We start from the raw sequence: 17,633 nt of genomic DNA on the forward strand, positions 1-17,633 counted from the left end.
TATTAAAACTTCGAAGCAATTTCATTAAAGAATTCATAGCTATAGTTAATTGTATTTACTTTATTTTCTTCACTTAAATCAACAAAAATTACTTCAGTTTTTGAAGCCTCCTTTTCTCTTGCAGTAAGTTTATAAGTTTTTTCATTTGAAACAGTGTTTAATAATTTAGAGAAAAAACCTTTATTGGGAGAAATATTTATATAGTAACTGCCTTCTAATTGATCACGATCTTCTATATCAATATTTAGCTCATCTAAGGCCCATCCAAGGTAACTCCATGTTTGTTTTTTATTATATGGAAAAACTAAAGTTGCGAAGCTTTCTTCAAGCTCAAGCACATAAACTGAGTCCTGCTTTTCCTTTTCAACATTTAATATTTTACTAATTGCTTCATTCTCATTACTGCCTATAAAAACCATAAGAGTTAAAAGCATTTCAGTTTCTATCTCTATATCCTTTTCTCTAGGCTGCCATAACCTAAGAGTGCCACTAACAACCTCTCCAATTGAGGAAAGAGTTAAATACACCTCAGTTTTATTAGGGTCACTAGTTGGCTCAATACGAACTCTATATTTATCAGCAATAGGAAGGCCATATTGAGTTTTTAATGCTTTAGAAAGAGCTGCACGTATCATGCCTAAAGATTTATCAGGAACTTTTGTTTCTATTTCTAAATAGTCTGTTTCAAATATACCAATTTGTTGATTTTCTTTTTCAATTTTAAAATTATATGATCTAAAAAATTCTTTTGTCAAAGTCCATACTTCAGTTGGAGGCTTGTCAACAATAAGCCAACGACGATAGTTATCCCTAGCTACCTCTACACTTACTAACTCAATTGGTGCTTCACTATCTTCAGTAACCTTAATGTCTTCAGCAAATACTCCCTGAATATTTGGTTGGGTCAAATCTGGAGGAATCATTAAAGATCCAACTTTTTCATCTGATTGATAACTTATAACTCGACTCCCTAGACCTATTTTTTTTACTGAGTCTGAAGACTTTGAACAACTTACAGTTAATAAACTTATAAATATAATAGTTAAATAATTGATATTTTTCATACTAAATTTAGCTCCTTTAAGTCATGCTCAATAATTGATTTGAATTCATTAGATAACTCCAGCAAAGGAAGTCTAATACCTTTCTCGCACTTTCCCATCTTATGAAGAGCCCATTTAACAGGAATTGGGTTTGCCTCTATAAATAAATTTTTATGGAAGTTTGATAGTTGTGAGTTTAAATTTTTAGCCAACTCTAAGTTGCCTGCTATTGCTGCTAAATAAACTTTTTGAAGCTCTTTTGGAACAATATTAGCAGTTACAGAAATTCCACCATGTCCACCTGCAATAAGAAAGTCAACTGCTGTGGCATCATCTCCAGTTAGGAGTAAAAAGTCCTTAGGACATCTTTCAACTAGCTGTTTTATAACTTTAAGATCTCCAGTTGCATCTTTAATCCCAATAATGTTAGAAATTTCTGAAAGCCTAGAAGTTACATTTACAGACATATCAACTGCCGTCCTTCCAGGAACATTATAAAGAATTTGATCAATATTAACACTTTCTGCTATCAACTTAAAGTGCTGAAATAGTCCTTCTTGTGTAGGTTTATTATAATATGGAGTAACTAACAAACAAGCATCAGCGCCTAAGTTTTTTGCCTCTTGAGTAAGTTCAATAGCTTCAGATGTTGAATTAGCTCCTGTGCCTGCAATGATTGGAATTCTTTTCGCAGCATACTTCACTGTATGATCTATTATCTTTAAATGCTCCTTCACTCCTACAGTAGCAGACTCACCTGTAGTTCCAACAGAGATAATTGAACTTGTTCCTGAATCAATATGGAAATCAATTAAATGATTAAGTGCCTCATAGTCAACTGCTCCATCAGCAAACATTGGAGTAATTAATGCAACATTTGAGCCTATAAAAGAGTGATTTTTATTCATGTAGAGATTGATTGAAAATATAGGTCAAATTATATACGATTGGCCTAGTAATAACAATTCTCCTAGAGACTTTATCATAGTAGAGTTACTTAATTATAAGGTCAGGTCTTTTTGTCTTAGTTTTTTCATTTGATTGTTCATTGCGCCATAAATCTATCTTAGCTTGGTTTCCACTTAATAAAACACCTGGAACCGTTTGACCATCAATAGTTTCTGGCCTTGTATAGTGAGGATAATCAAGCATATTATCAGTAAATGAGTCCTTTAATGAATCCTCATTTCCTAAAACATTAGGCAAACGACGACTTACAGAATCAATTAATACCATAGCCGCTAGCTCGCCACCACTAATAACGTAGTCTCCAATTGAAATCTCATAGTCAATATCATTTTCTATAACTCTCTCATCCACCCCCTCATACCGACCACAAAGCAATGTTAGTGAATCAAAGGATGACAATTTTTCAACTAAATTTTGGTTTAATTTTTGACCTTGAGGTGACAAATAAATGACTTTGGTTTCTGGACTATGTTTTTTTATCTTAGCAATACAATCCCTGATTGGTTTTACTTGCATTACCATTCCACCGCCACCGCCATAAGGCTTATCATCAATATTTTTGTATTTATTAGAACTGAAGTCTCTCAGCTGCCATTCTCTAATTGAGATAATCGACTTCTTAATTGCCCTTGCAACAACACCTTCTTCTTTAATCGCAGAAAACATTTCAGGGAAAAGAGTGATAATTTCGAATTTCATTTATTAACCTGTAGAAGTATTAATAACAAGGCTAGGCCAACAGATTAGTTAAAATTTGTGAGTAAATTTTGGTCAGATCATCTAAGTCTTGAACCAAAACTGATTCATTAATCTGGTGAATTGTTGCGTTAATAGGGCCGAGCTCAACCACCTGGGTTCCTTCTTGTGCAATAAATCGGCCATCCGAAGTGCCTCCTGAGGTTGAAAGTTCTGGCTTAATCGATTTTATTTTTTCAATTGCATCAACACATGCAGAGACTAGGTCTCCTTGTGGAGTTAAAAATGGGTAACCTGAGTGCGACCAATCAATAGAATAATTAAGTTTATGACTATCTAAAATATCATTTACTTTTTTCTGAAGCTCTTCTTTTGTAGTTTCTGTTGAATACCTAAAGTTAAACATTATTTCTACTTCACCAGGTATTACATTTGTTACTCTCGAGCCAGAATGGATATTTGAAATTTGAAATGAAGTCGCTGGGAAGTAATCATTGCCATTGTCCCATTGCTGCTGACATAAATCATTCAACGCTGAAGTCATAAGATGATTAGGATTCTCTGCAAGATGTGGATATGCAATATGCCCTTGCTTTCCTTTAATAGTTAAAAGGCCATTTAACGAGCCCCTTCTTCCATTTTTAATAACATCTCCAAGCACTGAAGTAGATGATGGCTCACCAAGCAAACAATAATCTATCTTCTGATCAAGGCTTTTAAGATAATCCATCACTTTAACCGTTCCATTAACTGCAATTCCCTCCTCATCAGAAGTAATTAAAAATGCAAGAGTCCCTTTGTGATTTGGATTTTTTTCAATAAAGTTTTCTGTTGCCACAAGCATCGAAGCCAAACCCCCTTTCATATCAGCTGCACCCCTACCAAATAAGAGTCCATCTTTTACTGTTGGTTCGAAAGGTGGTGTTTTCCAAGCCCCATCATCTCCAGCAGGAACGACATCAGTATGGCCCGCAAAAGAAAAAATTGGGCCAGTATTACCATGAGTAGCCCAAAAATTATCAACATCTCCAAATTTAAGAGGGTGAATCTTAAATCCAATTTTTTCAAGACGATCAATCATGATAGCTTGACATCCCTTATCAAAAGGAGTCACAGAAGGCCTACTTATAAGTGATTTTGCTAATTCTAATGTTTGACTCATGATGGTTATTTTACTTGTAAATTTAATACCGTATTAAGAGCCTCTTCGATAATATTTCTGTCAGGATGATTATCTGGCATAAGATATAAAGCTTTTTGCCAGTAACCTATTGCCCCATCTAGGTCAGATTGATGAGCTGAAACTATGCCTGCAAAATACAGTGCCTGAATTGATTGAGGATCAAGACTTAGAGCTTTTTCAATTAAAGTTTTAGACTTACCATAAAACATGCCATCTTGATTCGTAGCTATAGCACTAGCATACTGAAGAAGTAAGTCAATATCATTTGGATTTAATTCAAATGCACTCTCAAATGTCTCAATTGAATCTTCAACATTTCCAACACCAACTTGCGCCAGACCTAGCATTTTTAATGCTTGAAAATCATTTGGATTTTCAGTTAAATAATCCTGTAATTTTTCAATACTTTCGCTCATAGTCATAGGTTCAGTAAAAGCAGCATCAGTATTTGGAATTATTTTTGGAGCCAGCTGAGAATAAACTAATAAAGATAAAATTCCAATAGATAAAGCTATCAGAGTTATCCATTTTAATGGCTCAATAGTTATATTTTTTGCTGGTCTGCTTTTAAGCTCTGAAGCTAAAGTGCTAATAATTTCTGATTCAGCTTCTTGATATTGCGCGCTCTCAATATATCCTTGATTAAAATCTATTTCAAGCTCAGCCTGCCTTTGTTTGTTAATTGCTATATTTGAATCATCATCACTAAGGTTTGACTTCACTGGCCTATAAAGAAACCATGCTAGAAATAAGCTAGATAAAACAATCATCAAAATAAATTGCCAACTTAAAATCATGATTTAGCGCTCACAAAATAACGCCGGTCAATTGCTGCAAAAAAAGCTCCAAGCGCAATCATCAGTCCGCCTAACCATATCCACCTCACCAGTGGCTTATAATAAATTCTTACACTCCAGGCGCCTCCTTCTAAACTTTCGCCTAAAGCTACATAAAGATCTCTAGTTATTGATGGATCAATTGATGCTTCAGTCATCGGCATGCCACTTTGGTAATATCTTTTCTCAGGAGCAAGTTGTGCAATTTTTTCTCCTTCACTATAAACACTAATGTCACCAATAAAGCCTGAATAATTATCTTTCATGTGGGGGCTTACCCCATTAAAAACAAAGTCATATCCTGCAATATTTTGAGACTCTCCAATATTCATTTTTATATCTTTTTCAATTCCAAGTTGAGTTGTTACTGTAGCCCCAAGAACAAATACTGCAATTCCAAGATGGGCAATTATCATCCCTATAAATGCAAATGAAAATTTCGATTTTGTCCTTATTCTTTTCGTTAATAAAATAATGACATGAAAGGTAACCCAGATAAACAGGCCAATTGCAATTAAAACATAAATATTGTCCGTAATTACAACCCTTGCAATTAAGATTAATAAAGCGATACCAATCCAGTTAAGGCGCAGTAATGAAGTTAATCTAGATACGCTATCTTTCTTCCAGCGGACAAAAGGAAAGATAGCCAATGCTAAAACTCCTGGTAGCATAATTGGCACAAAAACTGCATTGAAATAAGGCGCACCTACTGATATTTTCCCAAGATTTAATGTATCAAGAATTAATGGATAAAGTGTCCCCAAAAGAACTGTAAACATTGCCGTAATAAGCAATATATTATTTATTAATAGTCCAGTTTCTCTTGACAATAAAGCAAATTGATTACTTTTTTGCAATAAGTGAGAGCGCCATGTGAATAGAACTAAAGAGCCACCAATAACAATAAATAAAAATAGCAGAATAAATAACCCTCTTGTTGGGTCTGTTGCAAAAGCATGGACAGAAGTTAAAACTCCAGAGCGAACTAAAAAGGTTCCTAACAAACTTAACGAGAAACCACCAATAGCTAAAAGAACTGTCCACTGCCTAAAGGCGCCTCTCTTTTCACTAACGCTTAATGAATGGATAAGCGCGGTCGCAACAAGCCAAGGCATAAATGATGCATTCTCTACAGGATCCCAGAACCACCATCCTCCCCAGCCGAGTTCATAATACGCCCACCAACTTCCAAGCGTTATTCCAACCGTTAAAAAAGCCCAAGAAATTAACGCCCATGGCCTTGTCCATCTTAGCCAAGTGCTATCTAACTGGCCTCTGATTAAAGCAGCCACTACAAAGGCAAACGGAACTGCTAATCCAACATACCCCATATAAAGCATAGGTGGATGAACCGCCAAACCAAAATCTTGCAGGAGTGGATTTAGCTCTCGGCCTTCTAATGGAGGAACTAACAAACGCTCAAATGGATTCGATGTAAAAAGCAGAAAGAGTAGAAAGCCAAAACTTATAGCACCTAGAATTATGAGGATTTGATTTAATAAATTCGATGGAATTCGCTTAGAAAAAAGACTAACTGCAATCGTCCATATTGAAAGCACAAGGACCCATAAAAGCAATGAACCTTCATGAGCTCCCCAAACTGCAGAAGCCTTAAACAATAATGGAAGCTGAGTATTTGAATTATCTGCAACGTACTTTACTGAAAAGTCATTCGTCAGGAATGCACTCATTAGAATAATAAAAGCAATAGCAATCCAAAAACCTTGTGCCCAAACTAATGGTTTTGCTAGTTGCGCAAGACTCGATTTATTCTGATAAAGACCTATTGATGGCAATACCATCAATAGCACAGAAAATATCAATGCAAGAACGAGGGAAAAGTGTCCAATTTCAATCAACATAAGTCCAAGTTTTTATTATGTTTTTAAGAGCTAATATTTTACAGTATTTCTTATGTTTATTCTTAATAGACATCACATAAATTAAAGTAATTATGAATTAAGATTACATAATGACTGACTGGTCACTCATAAAGTAGTATATAATTTATTTTTTGAAAAAATACAGGCACTTAATTATGGAAATTCTTTTCAATATATTAAATGTAATCAAATATTTAATATATGCCCTACTGATCATTACTTTTGTTATTTTTATTTTTCTTAATGTCTCTCCTGCCTTTGGGGCCTCACCTGACAAAAATACCAAAGAAATAATTGTTAATTCAGAAAACTTTTTTGAGGGTAAATTTCGCAACATTAAAACAACATACACAAACTTTCGAACTTTAGAAAGAAAGTCGACTCTAAAGGAATGGTTCTTTCCGCCAAAAGATAAAAACCCTTTGGGTCCTCTTCCAACAATAAAATTTCAAGGACAAGATTTAACAGAGGGTAAATTTGTTTGGTTTGGTCACTCCACGCTTCTTATGAAAACTGAAGGTTTGGTTGTTATGACTGATCCAGTCTTTAATAGAGCATCACCATTACCGTCGTTCAGCTCAAAAAGTAAAAGTAGTTTTTTTAATGGGAAACCATTTGTATTTGAAAACCCAATATTGATAGAGGATCTTCCAAAGGTTGATATTGTCATCATTTCTCATGATCACTATGATCATCTTGACTCTAAAGCAATTAAAGACTTATCAAATCTAGTAGATCATTTTATTGTGCCTTTAGGGGTTGGAGCACATTTAGAAAGATGGGGGGTAGATAAAAATAAAATTACTGAGCTTGACTGGTATGAAAGCAAGAGTCATAAAGATGTTGAGTTTATCTTTACGCCAGCTCTTCACTTTAGTGGAAGAGGCATAACCAATGGCAACTCGACATTATGGGGCTCTTGGATTGTTAAATCAAAATCATTAACTGCCTATTTTAGTGGTGATGGAGGATACTCAGAGACATTTAAAAGATTAGGTAATGAATATGGCCCTTTTGACATTGCCTTTATCGAGAATGGTGCTTACAACATAGACTGGTCAAATGTTCATATGTTTCCTGATGAATCTGTTCAAGCCAGTATCGACTTAAAAGCAGAAGTCCTTTTTCCAATCCATTGGTCTAAATTTGATTTATCGATTCATCCATGGGATGAGCCAATCATTAGAATTACTAAGGAAGCTGCGAAAAGGAATGTCAATATTGCAACCCCAATGATTGGTGAAGTATTTGATTTAAATAACTTGCCAAATAAACCTTGGTGGGAAAAACTTAGAAATTAATATATTTAAATACGGAAAACGTTATACACACTTCAGGAGAATAAATTAGGTGAAAAAAGAAAATTGGAACGAATCAAATATCCCTGATCAATCAGGGAAAATTTTTATAGTAACTGGACCAACGAGTGGTCTTGGTAAAGAATCAGTTACAGTTCTTGTTCGAAAAAACGCAACCGTCATTATGGCTGCTAGAAATATTAAAAAAGCTGATTCTGTAAAAAAAGAAATTCTTGCTGAAAATAAAAATGCAAAGATAGATATTCAAGAGCTAGATTTATCAAGCCTCGAATCAGTCAATAATTTCTCAACATCTATAAACAAAAAATACAAAGCACTAGACTGCCTTATCAATAACGCTGGCATAATGGCCTGTCCTTATTCAAAAACAAAAGATGGCTTTGAGATACAGATGGGCACGAATCATTTAGGTCATTTTGCTTTAACAGGTCAACTAATATCTCTACTCAAAAAGACGCCAAATTCAAGAGTTGTAAATGTAGCTAGTATTGCTCACACCTCTGGAAACATTGATTTTGATGATCTTAATTGGGAAAAAAGAAAATATAAAACTTGGAGCGCCTACAGTGACACTAAGCTAGCAAATTTATATTTCACCTATGAACTATCTCGTAAACTTGGTCAGAATAAAGGAAGTCCAATGGTATTAGCTTCACATCCAGGGTGGACTGCTACAGATCTTCAGAGGCATTCTGGTATGGCTAATTTTATGAATATTTTTCTTGGACAGAAAGTTAAGGTAGGTGCTCTTGGAGGCCTCAGAGCGGCTACCGATCCAACTGCCCAGTCAGATAATTATTTTGGCTCTCCATCAATGGGCGGTATGAAAGGTCACCCTGCATTAGTTAAATCAAATGAATTATCGTATAATTTAGATAATGCAAAAAAACTGTGGAAGCTATCTGAAGAACTAACTGGAGTGAGTTACTCCATTGACTAAAAAATAATGCCCTCAACTAAAGATAAAATCTATCAAAGTGCTCTAGAGCTATTTGCCAGTCAGGGCATTCAGTCAACTTCAACTGCTCAAATTAGCAAAAAAGCAGGAGTTGCCTCTGGAACGCTTTTTGTACACTTTAAATCAAAGCAAGAGCTTATTGACACAATATACATAAGCATTAAAAAAAATGCTTTTTCTGACTTAAATGAAGATATGCCTGATAATTCAAGCATTGAACTTCAGTTCAAAGAAGCTTCTCGAAAAATTATTGAGTATTTTTTAAATAACTACAATGAATTTATCTTTTTAGGTCTAGTTGATATTGATCCCATGGTATCTGAAGAGGCAAGGGCAATAGGCTTCAAAAATTTTGAAAAATCAATGACCGATATGAAAATATTCTTTAAAGAAGGTTATTTTAGAGATATGGATTTTGATCTACTTATGCAAATCAACTGGTCAACAATAGAGACGATTATTAAGAGCCTAAAGTTAAGAAATATTAACAAGCCAAGTGAAAGCGAACTTAATCTAATCTGGGATATTATGAAAAAGAGCTCCTAAGAGCTCTTTATAAAGATATATGGTGCGGAGAGAGAGACTCGAACTCTCACGTCTTGCGACACTGGAACCTAAATCCAGCGTGTCTACCAATTCCACCACCCCCGCGAAGATTTTGAAATTATACCGAATTAAATCAAACATTTCTTATTTAAGAAATAGATTTTCTTATTTAATTGCCGTACCAGCTTAACTTCTCATTTAGACTGACGACCTCTCCTACAATCATTAAAGTAGGTGCATTAATATCTTCTTTACTTAACAGATTAGGCAAGTCTTTTAGAGAGGTAATGTAAACTTTTTGCTCAGGCATTGTTCCTTTTTCAATAATCGCAATTGGCATCTCCTCTCTCATGCCGTGAGCAATTAACTGTTCACAAATGTAACTTGCCCCACTCAATGCCATATAAAAAACAATTGTCTGCTGCTCAACAATAAACTCTTCCCATGGAAGGTTAGTCGTGCCATCTTTTAAATGGGCGGTCACAAAACGGCAGGATTGAGAGAAGTCTCTATGGGTTAACGGAATGCCTGCATAAGAAGAGCACCCTGATGCAGCAGTTATTCCAGGGACAACCTGAAAAGGGATGCCATGCTCAGAAAGAGACTCGATTTCTTCACCTCCTCGGCCAAAAATAAAAGGATCGCCACCTTTTAACCTACACACTCTCTTGCCTGATTTTGCCAGATCAACTAAAAGAACATTAATATCTATTTGCCTAGTAGATTTATCACTGCCACCTTTTTTACCAACATATATTAGTTCTGAGTCTCTCCTAATAAGCTCCATAACACCTTTAGAGACCAACCTGTCATAAAGTACGACATCGGCTTGTTGGATAAGCCTCAAAGCTTTAAATGTTAATAGGTCAGGATCGCCAGGACCAGCACCAACTAAATAGACCTCTCCCAGATTCATCTCATCTGCGTCAATAAGCTGCTTTTCAATATCAGCCTTTGCTTCTTGAATACGTCCTGAAAAAACTTTTTCAGCTATAACGCCAGAAAAAGTAGCCTCCCAAAATGCTCTTCTATCTTTAATTTTTAAAAACCTATCTTTAACTTTCTGTCTATACTCACCAGCAATTTCAGCAAGTATGCCATAAGAGCTTGGAATAACTGTTTCAAGCTTTGCACGAATTAATCTAGCCAGGACTGGTGCCTTACCAGATGAAGAGACAGCAATTATCAACGGAGACCTGTCAACTATTGAGGGCATGATAAAGCTTGATAGCTCAGGCGAGTCAACCACATTTACTGGAATACGACTTTCTTGAGCTATCTTAGAGACAGATTCATTTACTTTTGAGTCATTTGTAGCAGAAATAATTACTGAATAATTTGAAATATCAGATGCCTCAAAGTACTTATTAACTAAACTTACATTGCTATCTAAAGATAAGGTTTTTATGCCTTCACAAAAATGGGGAGAAATACATGTAACCTTAGCCTGAGCTTTTAATAACAAGTTTATTTTTCTTAATGCAATATCTCCACCTCCAACGACTAGGGTTGGCTTTTGTCTTAAATTAATAAAGATAGGCAGATGATCCATAAAAATATATTAAACCCTTAAGATTAAAGCGCTATTTTAAATGTTTTACGAAGTATAGTAAAAAATTCTATATTTTTATTATTATTGAGTTAAAAGATATAAATATTTCTTAAAAAAACAAAATTTTAGAAAAATATTTTATATTTCTTAATAAATTTATACTTAGTAGCTACTAAAGTTGAAGTACTGTTTTGACAAAAGGAATTGAGATTGCTTTTTTTGATTGGAGTGATGCTTTATCTAACTCATTCATCGCAGATACTAAAGTATTTAAATCTCGAGAATAATTCTTAAACAAATATTTGTAAATTTTTGAGTCAATAGTTAAATTTCTATCACTCATCTGTTTATTAAGTACGTCAATTGTTAACTCATCATTAAGCTCTTCTAATTTATAAACAGCGGCCAAACTCAGGCGCGTCTTAAGATCCTTCATAACAGTTAAATCACCGGGCAAATTTGAGCCACTTACTAAAATAACAACTCCAGCCTGTCTTGCTCGATTATATAAATCGAAAAATGTCTCTTGGTTATTGCTACTAATGAGATCGACATTATCAAAGCTAATAAAATTTAATTGGCCTATAAAGTCAAATAAATGCTCTGGAAAAGAATCAATACAATCGATATAAATTGCATTCTTATCCATTTCTAGGGCCTTTAATACTACCCCTTGAAGGACATGCGTTTTGCCTTGGCCTGTTAATCCATATACATAGATTTCAGAAGCCTTTTTTTTCTGAAAAAGTTGGTGTATTAAATTAATAAGCTCACTATTAGCAATAAAGTTATCTAAAAGCATTTTGGAGTTCAGTGAGATTGGAAGGCCTAATTGATTCATTTTTTAGACTCTTGCAAGATAAACTTTTTAACCCAAAGTAACACATAGTCCGCACCACTTAAACCGGTCGAAGTAGCAACCACTATGAAAACCATATCTCTAAGGCCATTTAATTCAGTATATATTTGAATTAATAATAAAAATATAACCAAGGCAATTTGTAATACTGTATTAAATTTACTAATTAAAGAAGGTTCTAGCAAGTCGCTATCCCTAGATATTTCACCTAAAAAATATCCCAAAGCACCCGCTACTATAATAACATCACGAACAAAAATTATCATGAGTAGCCATAAGGGCATAATCCCAACCCAATATAAAGCAATAAAAGAGCAGGTCAATAATATCTTATCTGCCATTGGATCAAGAATAGAACCAAGACGGGATTGAAAAGAAAACTGTTTAGCTATCCAACCATCTAATGCGTCAGTAATTCCAGCCAATAGAAATAATAGAAGCGTCAAAAGATACTGCTCTTTTAGTAGCGCTATAACTATTGGAACTGTTAAAATAATGCGTATTATTGAAAGCGCATTGGGTAGCATTGAGTAGCTCATTATTTTGCTTAATTAAATTCATTTTTTAGACCTTAATTATACGGAAAACAAGATGTCATCACTGACTTATAAGGACTCTGGAGTTGATATTACTAAAGGTAATCAGCTTATTGAGAAAATTAAACCAATTGCAAAATCAACTTTAAGGCCTGGAGTTCTTGCTGGTCTTGGGGGCTTTGGTGCAATGTTTGAAATTCCTTTAGATAAATATAAAAAACCAGTTTTAATTTCAGGAACTGACGGCGTTGGAACAAAATTGATGGTTGCTGAGATGCTTAATAAGCATGACACTATTGGCATTGATTTAGTTGCAATGTGCGTTAATGATCTTATAGTTCAGGGAGCCGAGCCCTTGTTTTTTTTAGATTATTACGCAACGGGCTATCTTAATCCAGATGTTGCGATTTCTGTTATTTCTGGAATTGGTGAAGGATGTCGTCAATCTGGATGCTCGTTAATTGGAGGGGAAACTGCTGAAATGCCCGGAATGTATAAAGGCGAAGAGTATGATCTTGCTGGGTTTTGCGTAGGTATTGTTGAAAAAGATAAGATTATAGATGGCTCTAAAGTTTCATCAGGTAATCACATAATAGCACTTGGTTCATCCGGTCCTCACTCAAATGGATACTCACTCATCAGAAAAGTTTTGGAAAAAACAAAGCCAACATCAAGCCAGCTTAAGGAACTTATTGAGCCAACTAAAATTTATGTTAAATCAATCTTGTCATTAGTTAAAAATTTACCCGTACATGCAATATCACATATTACGGGTGGTGGTCTTCTTGAAAATATTCCCAGAGTAATGCCAGAGCATTTAGCTGCAAAATTGGATGCAAAATCTTGGGAGTTTCCAAAAATATTTCAGTGGCTGCAGGCTGAAGGAAATATAGATACAAGTGAAATGTATAGAGTTCTTAACTGTGGAGTTGGCATGGTTGTTATTGTTCCAAAAGAATCCTCAAATGATGCTATCAAGCTATTAAATTCTAGAGGTGAAAAAGCCTGGTTAATTGGAGAAGTTGTTGACTTTAAAGGTGATCAGGTAATAATTTGATACTATGAAAGCTGTTATTTTAATTTCAGGTAATGGCTCTAATTTACAGTCAATAATTGATAGCGCAGATAGAATTGACTTGCAAATTAGCTGCGTCATAAGTAATAACAGAAGTGCTTTTGGCTTGAAACGAGCTGAATCTGCAAAACTTCAGACCGCAATTATTGATCCTGAATTATATAACTCCAAGGAGGCTTTTGATAGAGAGCTCATTTCAATTATTCATCAGCACAGAGTAGAACTAATTGTTTTAGCTGGTTATATGAGAGTTCTTACTCCATTATTTGTGTCACATTATTTTGGTAAAATTCTTAATATTCACCCCTCCTTACTCCCAAAATTTTCAGGACTCAACACACACCAGAGAGCAATTGATGCCTCTGAGAAAGTTCATGGAGTGAGTGTCCACTTTGTTACTAAAGAATTGGATGGTGGCCCTTTAATTTGTCAAGATTCAGTTATTATTGAAAATTCAGATACTGAGGAAACACTCTCTATGAAAGTTCTAAAAACAGAACATGTCATCTACCCTAAAGTGATTCATTGGTATACTCAAAGAAGACTAATCTTAATTGATGATAAAACTGCAACACTTGATGGAAAAATAATATGAATAAAGTGATTTTTTTGTTTTTAGGACTTCTTTTCTCAGCCCAATGTTTGTCCATAACCCCGTACAAGGGAAATTATGAGCTTTATGCTGAAACTGTAATGGGCAACCTAAAAATTGGCAATGCTATTCTAAACCTAGAGGTTACTGATAATAAATTCATATTTACAACAGAAGCTAGCACTGGATCATTATGGAAAGCTTTATATGACTACTCTAGATATGAAAAAAGTATGGGTAATGAGGTTGATGGACAAATCATTAATTCATATTTTAGTGTCATAGAAAAAATAAAAGATGAAGTGAAAAAGGATTATGAAATTACAATTGAAACTGATAAAAATTATGCTGTATCCAGCACAGGTGAGGAATTTGAAATCAAGCCAGGATTACTAGTTGATCCTTTAAGTGTTTATCTAGCTCTATCTAATGACATTATTAACAAACCTAATCAATCAGAATTTACCTATCAAGTTGTTGATGAAGTTGGCGTTAAATATCTTCAATTCAAATTAGATGGGTCTGAAAAAATTTTAATTAACGAGAGTGAAGTTGAAACTATGAGAGTAATTTGTAATGAACTGCAATTAACTCTAAATCTATCTGTTGAAGAAAATTTTCAGCCTATAAAAATTCACAAGATTAATGGTAAAACTGCTTTCACGATGACGCTTATAAGCTTTGAAACTTAAATCTAAAGATGCCCTTTAAGGAACTGCCCAGTATATGATCTTGGGTTCTTGGACACCTCTTCAGGAGTCCCAAATGCAATTATTTCGCCGCCTTTGTTCCCTCCTTCTGGCCCGAGATCGACAACCCAATCAGCAGTCTTAATAACGTCTAGATTATGCTCGATTATAACAATTGTATTATTTCGATCTCTAAGCCTAAAAATTACTGATAGCAATTGTTTAATATCATGAAAATGTAGCCCACTTGTTGGCTCATCTAATATATATAAAGTTTGCCCTGTATCTGTTTTAGAAAGTTCTTTAGCAAGCTTTATACGCTGAGCCTCTCCACCAGAGAGGGTGGTTGCATTTTGGCCAAGCGTAATATACGAAAGCCCAACATCCATTAAAGTTTGCATTTTTTGATTAATCTTTGGAATCGCTTTAAAAAAATCAAGCGCATCTTCGACAGTCATCTCTAAAACCTCTGCAATTGACTTTCCTTTATATTTAATTTCTAAGGTTTCTCGGTTATATCTATGGCCATGACAGATATCACATGAGACGTAAACATCAGGCAAAAAATGCATCTCAACCTTAATTAAGCCATCTCCCTTGCAAGCTTCACATCTACCTCCTTTAACATTAAAACTAAAACGTCCAGATTTATATCCTCGCGTCCTAGACTCAAGTGTTAATGCAAACAGATCTCGAACTAAAGTAAAGACGCCCGTATAAGTAGCAGGATTAGATCGAGGGGTCCTTCCAATTGGACTCTGATTAATATTAACTACTTTATCAAACAAATTCATACCCTTTACTTCTTTAAATGGAGCAACATCAGTTTGAGCTCCATTAAGTGTTTTTGCAGCTAACTCATAAAGTGTGTTGTTGATTAATGTTGACTTTCCAGACCCAGAAACACCTGTAATACAGGTTAAAACGCCAACAGGAATTTTTAAGTCAACATGCTTTAAGTTATTTCCACTTGCTCCAGTAATATTAAGCCAGCCATTTGATTTCTTTCTAGTTTTGGGAGTACTGATTTCTAGTCGACCACTTAAATAATCTCCAGTAAGGGATTTTGTATTAGCTATAACTTCATCAGGCGCCCCTATCGCAACAATTTCTCCACCATGGATACCTGCGCCAGGCCCAATATCCACAACATAATCAGCCTGTCTTATTGCGTCTTCATCATGCTCAACAACAATAACTGTATTACCTAGATCTCTTAGGTAGGTCAATGTATCAAGTAACTTTTGATTATCTCGCTGATGAAGTCCAATTGATGGCTCGTCTAAAACATAAAGCACTCCAATCAAGCCCGCACCTATTTGAGATGCTAATCTTATTCGCTGCGCTTCCCCGCCAGATAAGGAGTTAGCCTTTCTCTCCAAATTAAGATAATCGAGTCCAACATTAATTAAGAAATGCAAACGCTGTGAAATTTCACTAAGAATCTTACTTGCAATTTCCCCACGCTGACCTTCTAGCTCAAGAGATTCAAAAAAATCAAATACTTGGTCTATCGTCAACTTCGTTAGATCTGAAATATTTTTATTATCTATAAAGACATTTCGTGCAGATGCATTAAGCCTATCTCCATTACAGCTTGAGCAGGGTTTGCTTATTACATATCTAGATAATTCTTCCCTAATTGAGCGAATATCACTATCTGCATAACGACGCATCATTCTTGGAATTACACCCTCAAAAGGTTTTTTCTTGCTTGTCCAACCTCGTCGTCCTTTAATTTTCGAAAAATCAATAACTTGACCTCCACTTCCGTAAAGAACAATTTTTTTATTCTCTTCTGAGAGTTCATTAAATGGTGTCGCAATATCAAATTTGTAATAATTACCAACTAAAGAAAGCATTTGATAAAAATAGGCATTACTTTTACTCCAGCCATAAATTGCGCCATCTTCCAGGCTAAGCTCAGGATTAGCCACAACTCTTTCTTCGTCAAATATATCTTTAACTCCTAATCCATCACATGTTTCACAAGCACCGACAGGATTATTAAATGAAAATAGTCTAGGCTCTAACTCTTCCAAAGAGTAACCACAATGAATACATGAAAACTTTGCTGAAAATGTTAATTCCTTAAAACCAGAGTCAATATCCATAGGGCAAGCTATAGCAATACCCGCGCTCATATTAAGACCAGTCTCAAGAGACTCAGATAACCTTGATGTTATATCTTGCCTAACTTTTAATCGGTCAATTACGATCTCGATGGTATGATTTTTATTACCGTCAAGCTCATCAATTTCTTCAAGTAGCATAACCTCACCATCAACTCTCGCACGAAGGAATCCTTGATGAGAGAGTTCTTGTAATAATTTTAGATGACTACCCTTTCTATTTTTTACAATAGGTGCAAGTATCATAATCTTTGCATCTTGTGGAAGGTCTAATATTGCATCTACCATTTGAGAAATTGTTTGAGCCTGAAGATCATCTCCATGTTCAGGACATCTAGGTGAGCCAACTCTGGCAAAAAGTAGTCTCAAATAGTCATAAATCTCAGTTATGGTTCCTACTGTAGAGCGAGGATTATGGGAGGTAGCTTTTTGTTCGATTGATATTGCAGGAGATAGTCCTTCTATATGGTCAACATCAGGCTTTTCCATTAATGATAAAAACTGTCTTGCATATGCTGATAATGACTCAACATACCTTCTTTGGCCTTCAGCATAAATTGTATCAAAGGCTAATGATGACTTGCCAGAACCCGATAGCCCAGTAATAACTACAAGCTTATTTCTTGGAATGCTAACATCGATGTTTTTTAAATTATGGACTCTAGCGCCACGTATGTTGATTGAATCCATAGGTTAGTTATTTTATGGTGGACAAAGGGTTCATTATACTCATGCGTTGTGTAAAATCTTAATTTTGTATTC

General features: G+C 34.9%; 16 protein-coding genes and 1 tRNA gene. 6 read left to right on the forward strand and 11 right to left on the reverse strand.

Annotation, left to right across the window (positions count from 1 at the left end; genetic code table 11):
• Positions 1–2 precede the first annotated feature (2 nt).
• From bamC to ABXT49_RS06705, 6 genes are all read right to left on the reverse strand, one after another.
• The gene (gene bamC / locus ABXT49_RS06680; RefSeq protein ID WP_416651373.1) at positions 3–1,064 is read right to left on the reverse strand and encodes an outer membrane protein assembly factor BamC; all 1,062 of its coding nucleotides are present in this window, start codon (positions 1,062–1,064) and stop codon (positions 3–5) included.
• On the reverse strand, positions 1,061–1,951 hold the full coding sequence (gene dapA / locus ABXT49_RS06685; protein ID WP_416651374.1) for a 4-hydroxy-tetrahydrodipicolinate synthase: 891 nt from the start codon (positions 1,949–1,951) through the stop codon (positions 1,061–1,063). Before dapA ends, bamC begins: the two co-directional genes overlap by 4 nt.
• An 85-nt stretch (positions 1,952–2,036) precedes the next feature.
• The gene (trmD, locus tag ABXT49_RS06690) at positions 2,037–2,711 is read right to left on the reverse strand and encodes a tRNA (guanosine(37)-N1)-methyltransferase TrmD (RefSeq protein ID WP_416651375.1); all 675 of its coding nucleotides are present in this window, start codon (positions 2,709–2,711) and stop codon (positions 2,037–2,039) included.
• A 31-nt stretch (positions 2,712–2,742) separates the two neighbouring features.
• Positions 2,743–3,870: a succinyl-diaminopimelate desuccinylase gene (gene dapE, locus ABXT49_RS06695; protein WP_416651376.1), complete on the reverse strand. Its 1,128-nt coding sequence runs from the start codon at positions 3,868–3,870 to the stop codon at positions 2,743–2,745.
• 5 nt (positions 3,871–3,875) lie between these two features.
• Positions 3,876–4,688, reverse strand: a complete 813-nt coding sequence (gene ccmI, locus ABXT49_RS06700; protein ID WP_416651377.1) for a c-type cytochrome biogenesis protein CcmI — start codon at positions 4,686–4,688, stop codon at positions 3,876–3,878.
• On the reverse strand, positions 4,685–6,592 hold the full coding sequence (locus ABXT49_RS06705) for a heme lyase CcmF/NrfE family subunit (RefSeq protein ID WP_416651379.1): 1,908 nt from the start codon (positions 6,590–6,592) through the stop codon (positions 4,685–4,687). The genes ccmI and ABXT49_RS06705 overlap by 4 nt, the downstream gene beginning before the upstream one ends.
• A 176-nt stretch (positions 6,593–6,768) precedes the next feature.
• On the opposite strand from ABXT49_RS06705, the gene ABXT49_RS06710 reads away from it, so the two are divergent.
• The 3 genes from ABXT49_RS06710 to ABXT49_RS06720 are packed head-to-tail and all read left to right on the forward strand — an operon-like array spanning position 6,769 to position 9,436.
• Positions 6,769–7,914 carry an MBL fold metallo-hydrolase gene (locus ABXT49_RS06710; protein WP_416651381.1) on the forward strand — a complete coding sequence of 382 codons (1,146 nt, stop codon included), beginning with the start codon at positions 6,769–6,771 and terminating at the stop codon, positions 7,912–7,914.
• Between the two features lie 49 nt (positions 7,915–7,963).
• Entirely contained in the window at positions 7,964–8,872 is a 909-nt protein-coding gene (locus tag ABXT49_RS06715) for an oxidoreductase (protein WP_416651383.1), read from the forward strand.
• 6 nt (positions 8,873–8,878) lie between these two features.
• Positions 8,879–9,436: a TetR/AcrR family transcriptional regulator gene (locus ABXT49_RS06720; RefSeq protein WP_416651385.1), complete on the forward strand. Its 558-nt coding sequence runs from the start codon at positions 8,879–8,881 to the stop codon at positions 9,434–9,436.
• A 20-nt stretch (positions 9,437–9,456) separates the two neighbouring features.
• On the opposite strand, the gene ABXT49_RS06725 is transcribed toward ABXT49_RS06720, so the two are convergent.
• The 4 genes from ABXT49_RS06725 to ABXT49_RS06740 form a co-directional block, all read right to left on the reverse strand.
• Positions 9,457–9,541: transfer RNA gene (locus tag ABXT49_RS06725), tRNA-Leu, on the reverse strand.
• A gap of 64 nt (positions 9,542–9,605) precedes the next feature.
• Positions 9,606–10,988, reverse strand: a complete 1,383-nt coding sequence (gene cysG, locus ABXT49_RS06730) for a siroheme synthase CysG (protein WP_416651387.1) — start codon at positions 10,986–10,988, stop codon at positions 9,606–9,608.
• 172 nt (positions 10,989–11,160) lie between these two features.
• Positions 11,161–11,829 carry an HdaA/DnaA family protein gene (locus ABXT49_RS06735; protein ID WP_416651388.1) on the reverse strand — a complete coding sequence of 223 codons (669 nt, stop codon included), beginning with the start codon at positions 11,827–11,829 and terminating at the stop codon, positions 11,161–11,163.
• Positions 11,826–12,386, reverse strand: coding sequence for a CDP-alcohol phosphatidyltransferase family protein (locus ABXT49_RS06740; protein WP_416651390.1), 561 nt, complete (start codon positions 12,384–12,386; stop codon positions 11,826–11,828). The genes ABXT49_RS06735 and ABXT49_RS06740 overlap by 4 nt, the downstream gene beginning before the upstream one ends.
• Positions 12,387–12,438: 52 nt before the next feature.
• On the opposite strand from ABXT49_RS06740, the gene purM reads away from it, so the two are divergent.
• The 3 genes from purM to ABXT49_RS06755 are packed head-to-tail and all read left to right on the forward strand — an operon-like array spanning position 12,439 to position 14,742.
• Positions 12,439–13,440, forward strand: coding sequence for a phosphoribosylformylglycinamidine cyclo-ligase (gene purM, locus ABXT49_RS06745; protein WP_416651391.1), 1,002 nt, complete (start codon positions 12,439–12,441; stop codon positions 13,438–13,440).
• 4 nt (positions 13,441–13,444) lie between these two features.
• On the forward strand, positions 13,445–14,053 hold the full coding sequence (purN, locus tag ABXT49_RS06750; protein WP_416651393.1) for a phosphoribosylglycinamide formyltransferase: 609 nt from the start codon (positions 13,445–13,447) through the stop codon (positions 14,051–14,053).
• Positions 14,050–14,742: a DUF3108 domain-containing protein gene (locus ABXT49_RS06755; RefSeq protein WP_416651395.1), complete on the forward strand. Its 693-nt coding sequence runs from the start codon at positions 14,050–14,052 to the stop codon at positions 14,740–14,742. The genes purN and ABXT49_RS06755 overlap by 4 nt, the downstream gene beginning before the upstream one ends.
• A 2-nt stretch (positions 14,743–14,744) precedes the next feature.
• Here the strand turns inward: ABXT49_RS06755 and uvrA are convergent, their stop codons facing one another.
• The gene (gene uvrA, locus ABXT49_RS06760) at positions 14,745–17,561 is read right to left on the reverse strand and encodes an excinuclease ABC subunit UvrA (protein ID WP_416651396.1); all 2,817 of its coding nucleotides are present in this window, start codon (positions 17,559–17,561) and stop codon (positions 14,745–14,747) included.
• Positions 17,562–17,633: the final 72 nt, after the last annotated feature.

The sequence above is a fragment of the Candidatus Pseudothioglobus sp. Uisw_086 genome, assembly GCF_048085745.1.
In the GTDB taxonomy this organism is placed as follows: domain Bacteria; phylum Pseudomonadota; class Gammaproteobacteria; order PS1; family Pseudothioglobaceae; genus Pseudothioglobus.

Coding starts and splice junctions, on each gene's coding strand:
- bamC (WP_416651373.1), bottom strand. CDS start 1,064: ATGAAAAATATCAATTATTTAACTATTATATTTATAAGTTTATTAACT.
- dapA (WP_416651374.1), bottom strand. CDS start 1,951: ATGAATAAAAATCACTCTTTTATAGGCTCAAATGTTGCATTAATTACT.
- trmD (WP_416651375.1), bottom strand. CDS start 2,711: ATGAAATTCGAAATTATCACTCTTTTCCCTGAAATGTTTTCTGCGATT.
- dapE (WP_416651376.1), bottom strand. CDS start 3,870: ATGAGTCAAACATTAGAATTAGCAAAATCACTTATAAGTAGGCCTTCT.
- ccmI (WP_416651377.1), bottom strand. CDS start 4,688: ATGATTTTAAGTTGGCAATTTATTTTGATGATTGTTTTATCTAGCTTA.
- ABXT49_RS06705 (WP_416651379.1), bottom strand. CDS start 6,592: ATGTTGATTGAAATTGGACACTTTTCCCTCGTTCTTGCATTGATATTT.
- ABXT49_RS06710 (WP_416651381.1), top strand. CDS start 6,769: ATGGAAATTCTTTTCAATATATTAAATGTAATCAAATATTTAATATAT.
- ABXT49_RS06720 (WP_416651385.1), top strand. CDS start 8,879: ATGCCCTCAACTAAAGATAAAATCTATCAAAGTGCTCTAGAGCTATTT.
- cysG (WP_416651387.1), bottom strand. CDS start 10,988: ATGGATCATCTGCCTATCTTTATTAATTTAAGACAAAAGCCAACCCTA.
- ABXT49_RS06735 (WP_416651388.1), bottom strand. CDS start 11,829: ATGAATCAATTAGGCCTTCCAATCTCACTGAACTCCAAAATGCTTTTA.
- ABXT49_RS06740 (WP_416651390.1), bottom strand. CDS start 12,386: ATGAGCTACTCAATGCTACCCAATGCGCTTTCAATAATACGCATTATT.
- purM (WP_416651391.1), top strand. CDS start 12,439: ATGTCATCACTGACTTATAAGGACTCTGGAGTTGATATTACTAAAGGT.
- purN (WP_416651393.1), top strand. CDS start 13,445: ATGAAAGCTGTTATTTTAATTTCAGGTAATGGCTCTAATTTACAGTCA.
- ABXT49_RS06755 (WP_416651395.1), top strand. CDS start 14,050: ATGAATAAAGTGATTTTTTTGTTTTTAGGACTTCTTTTCTCAGCCCAA.
- uvrA (WP_416651396.1), bottom strand. CDS start 17,561: ATGGATTCAATCAACATACGTGGCGCTAGAGTCCATAATTTAAAAAAC.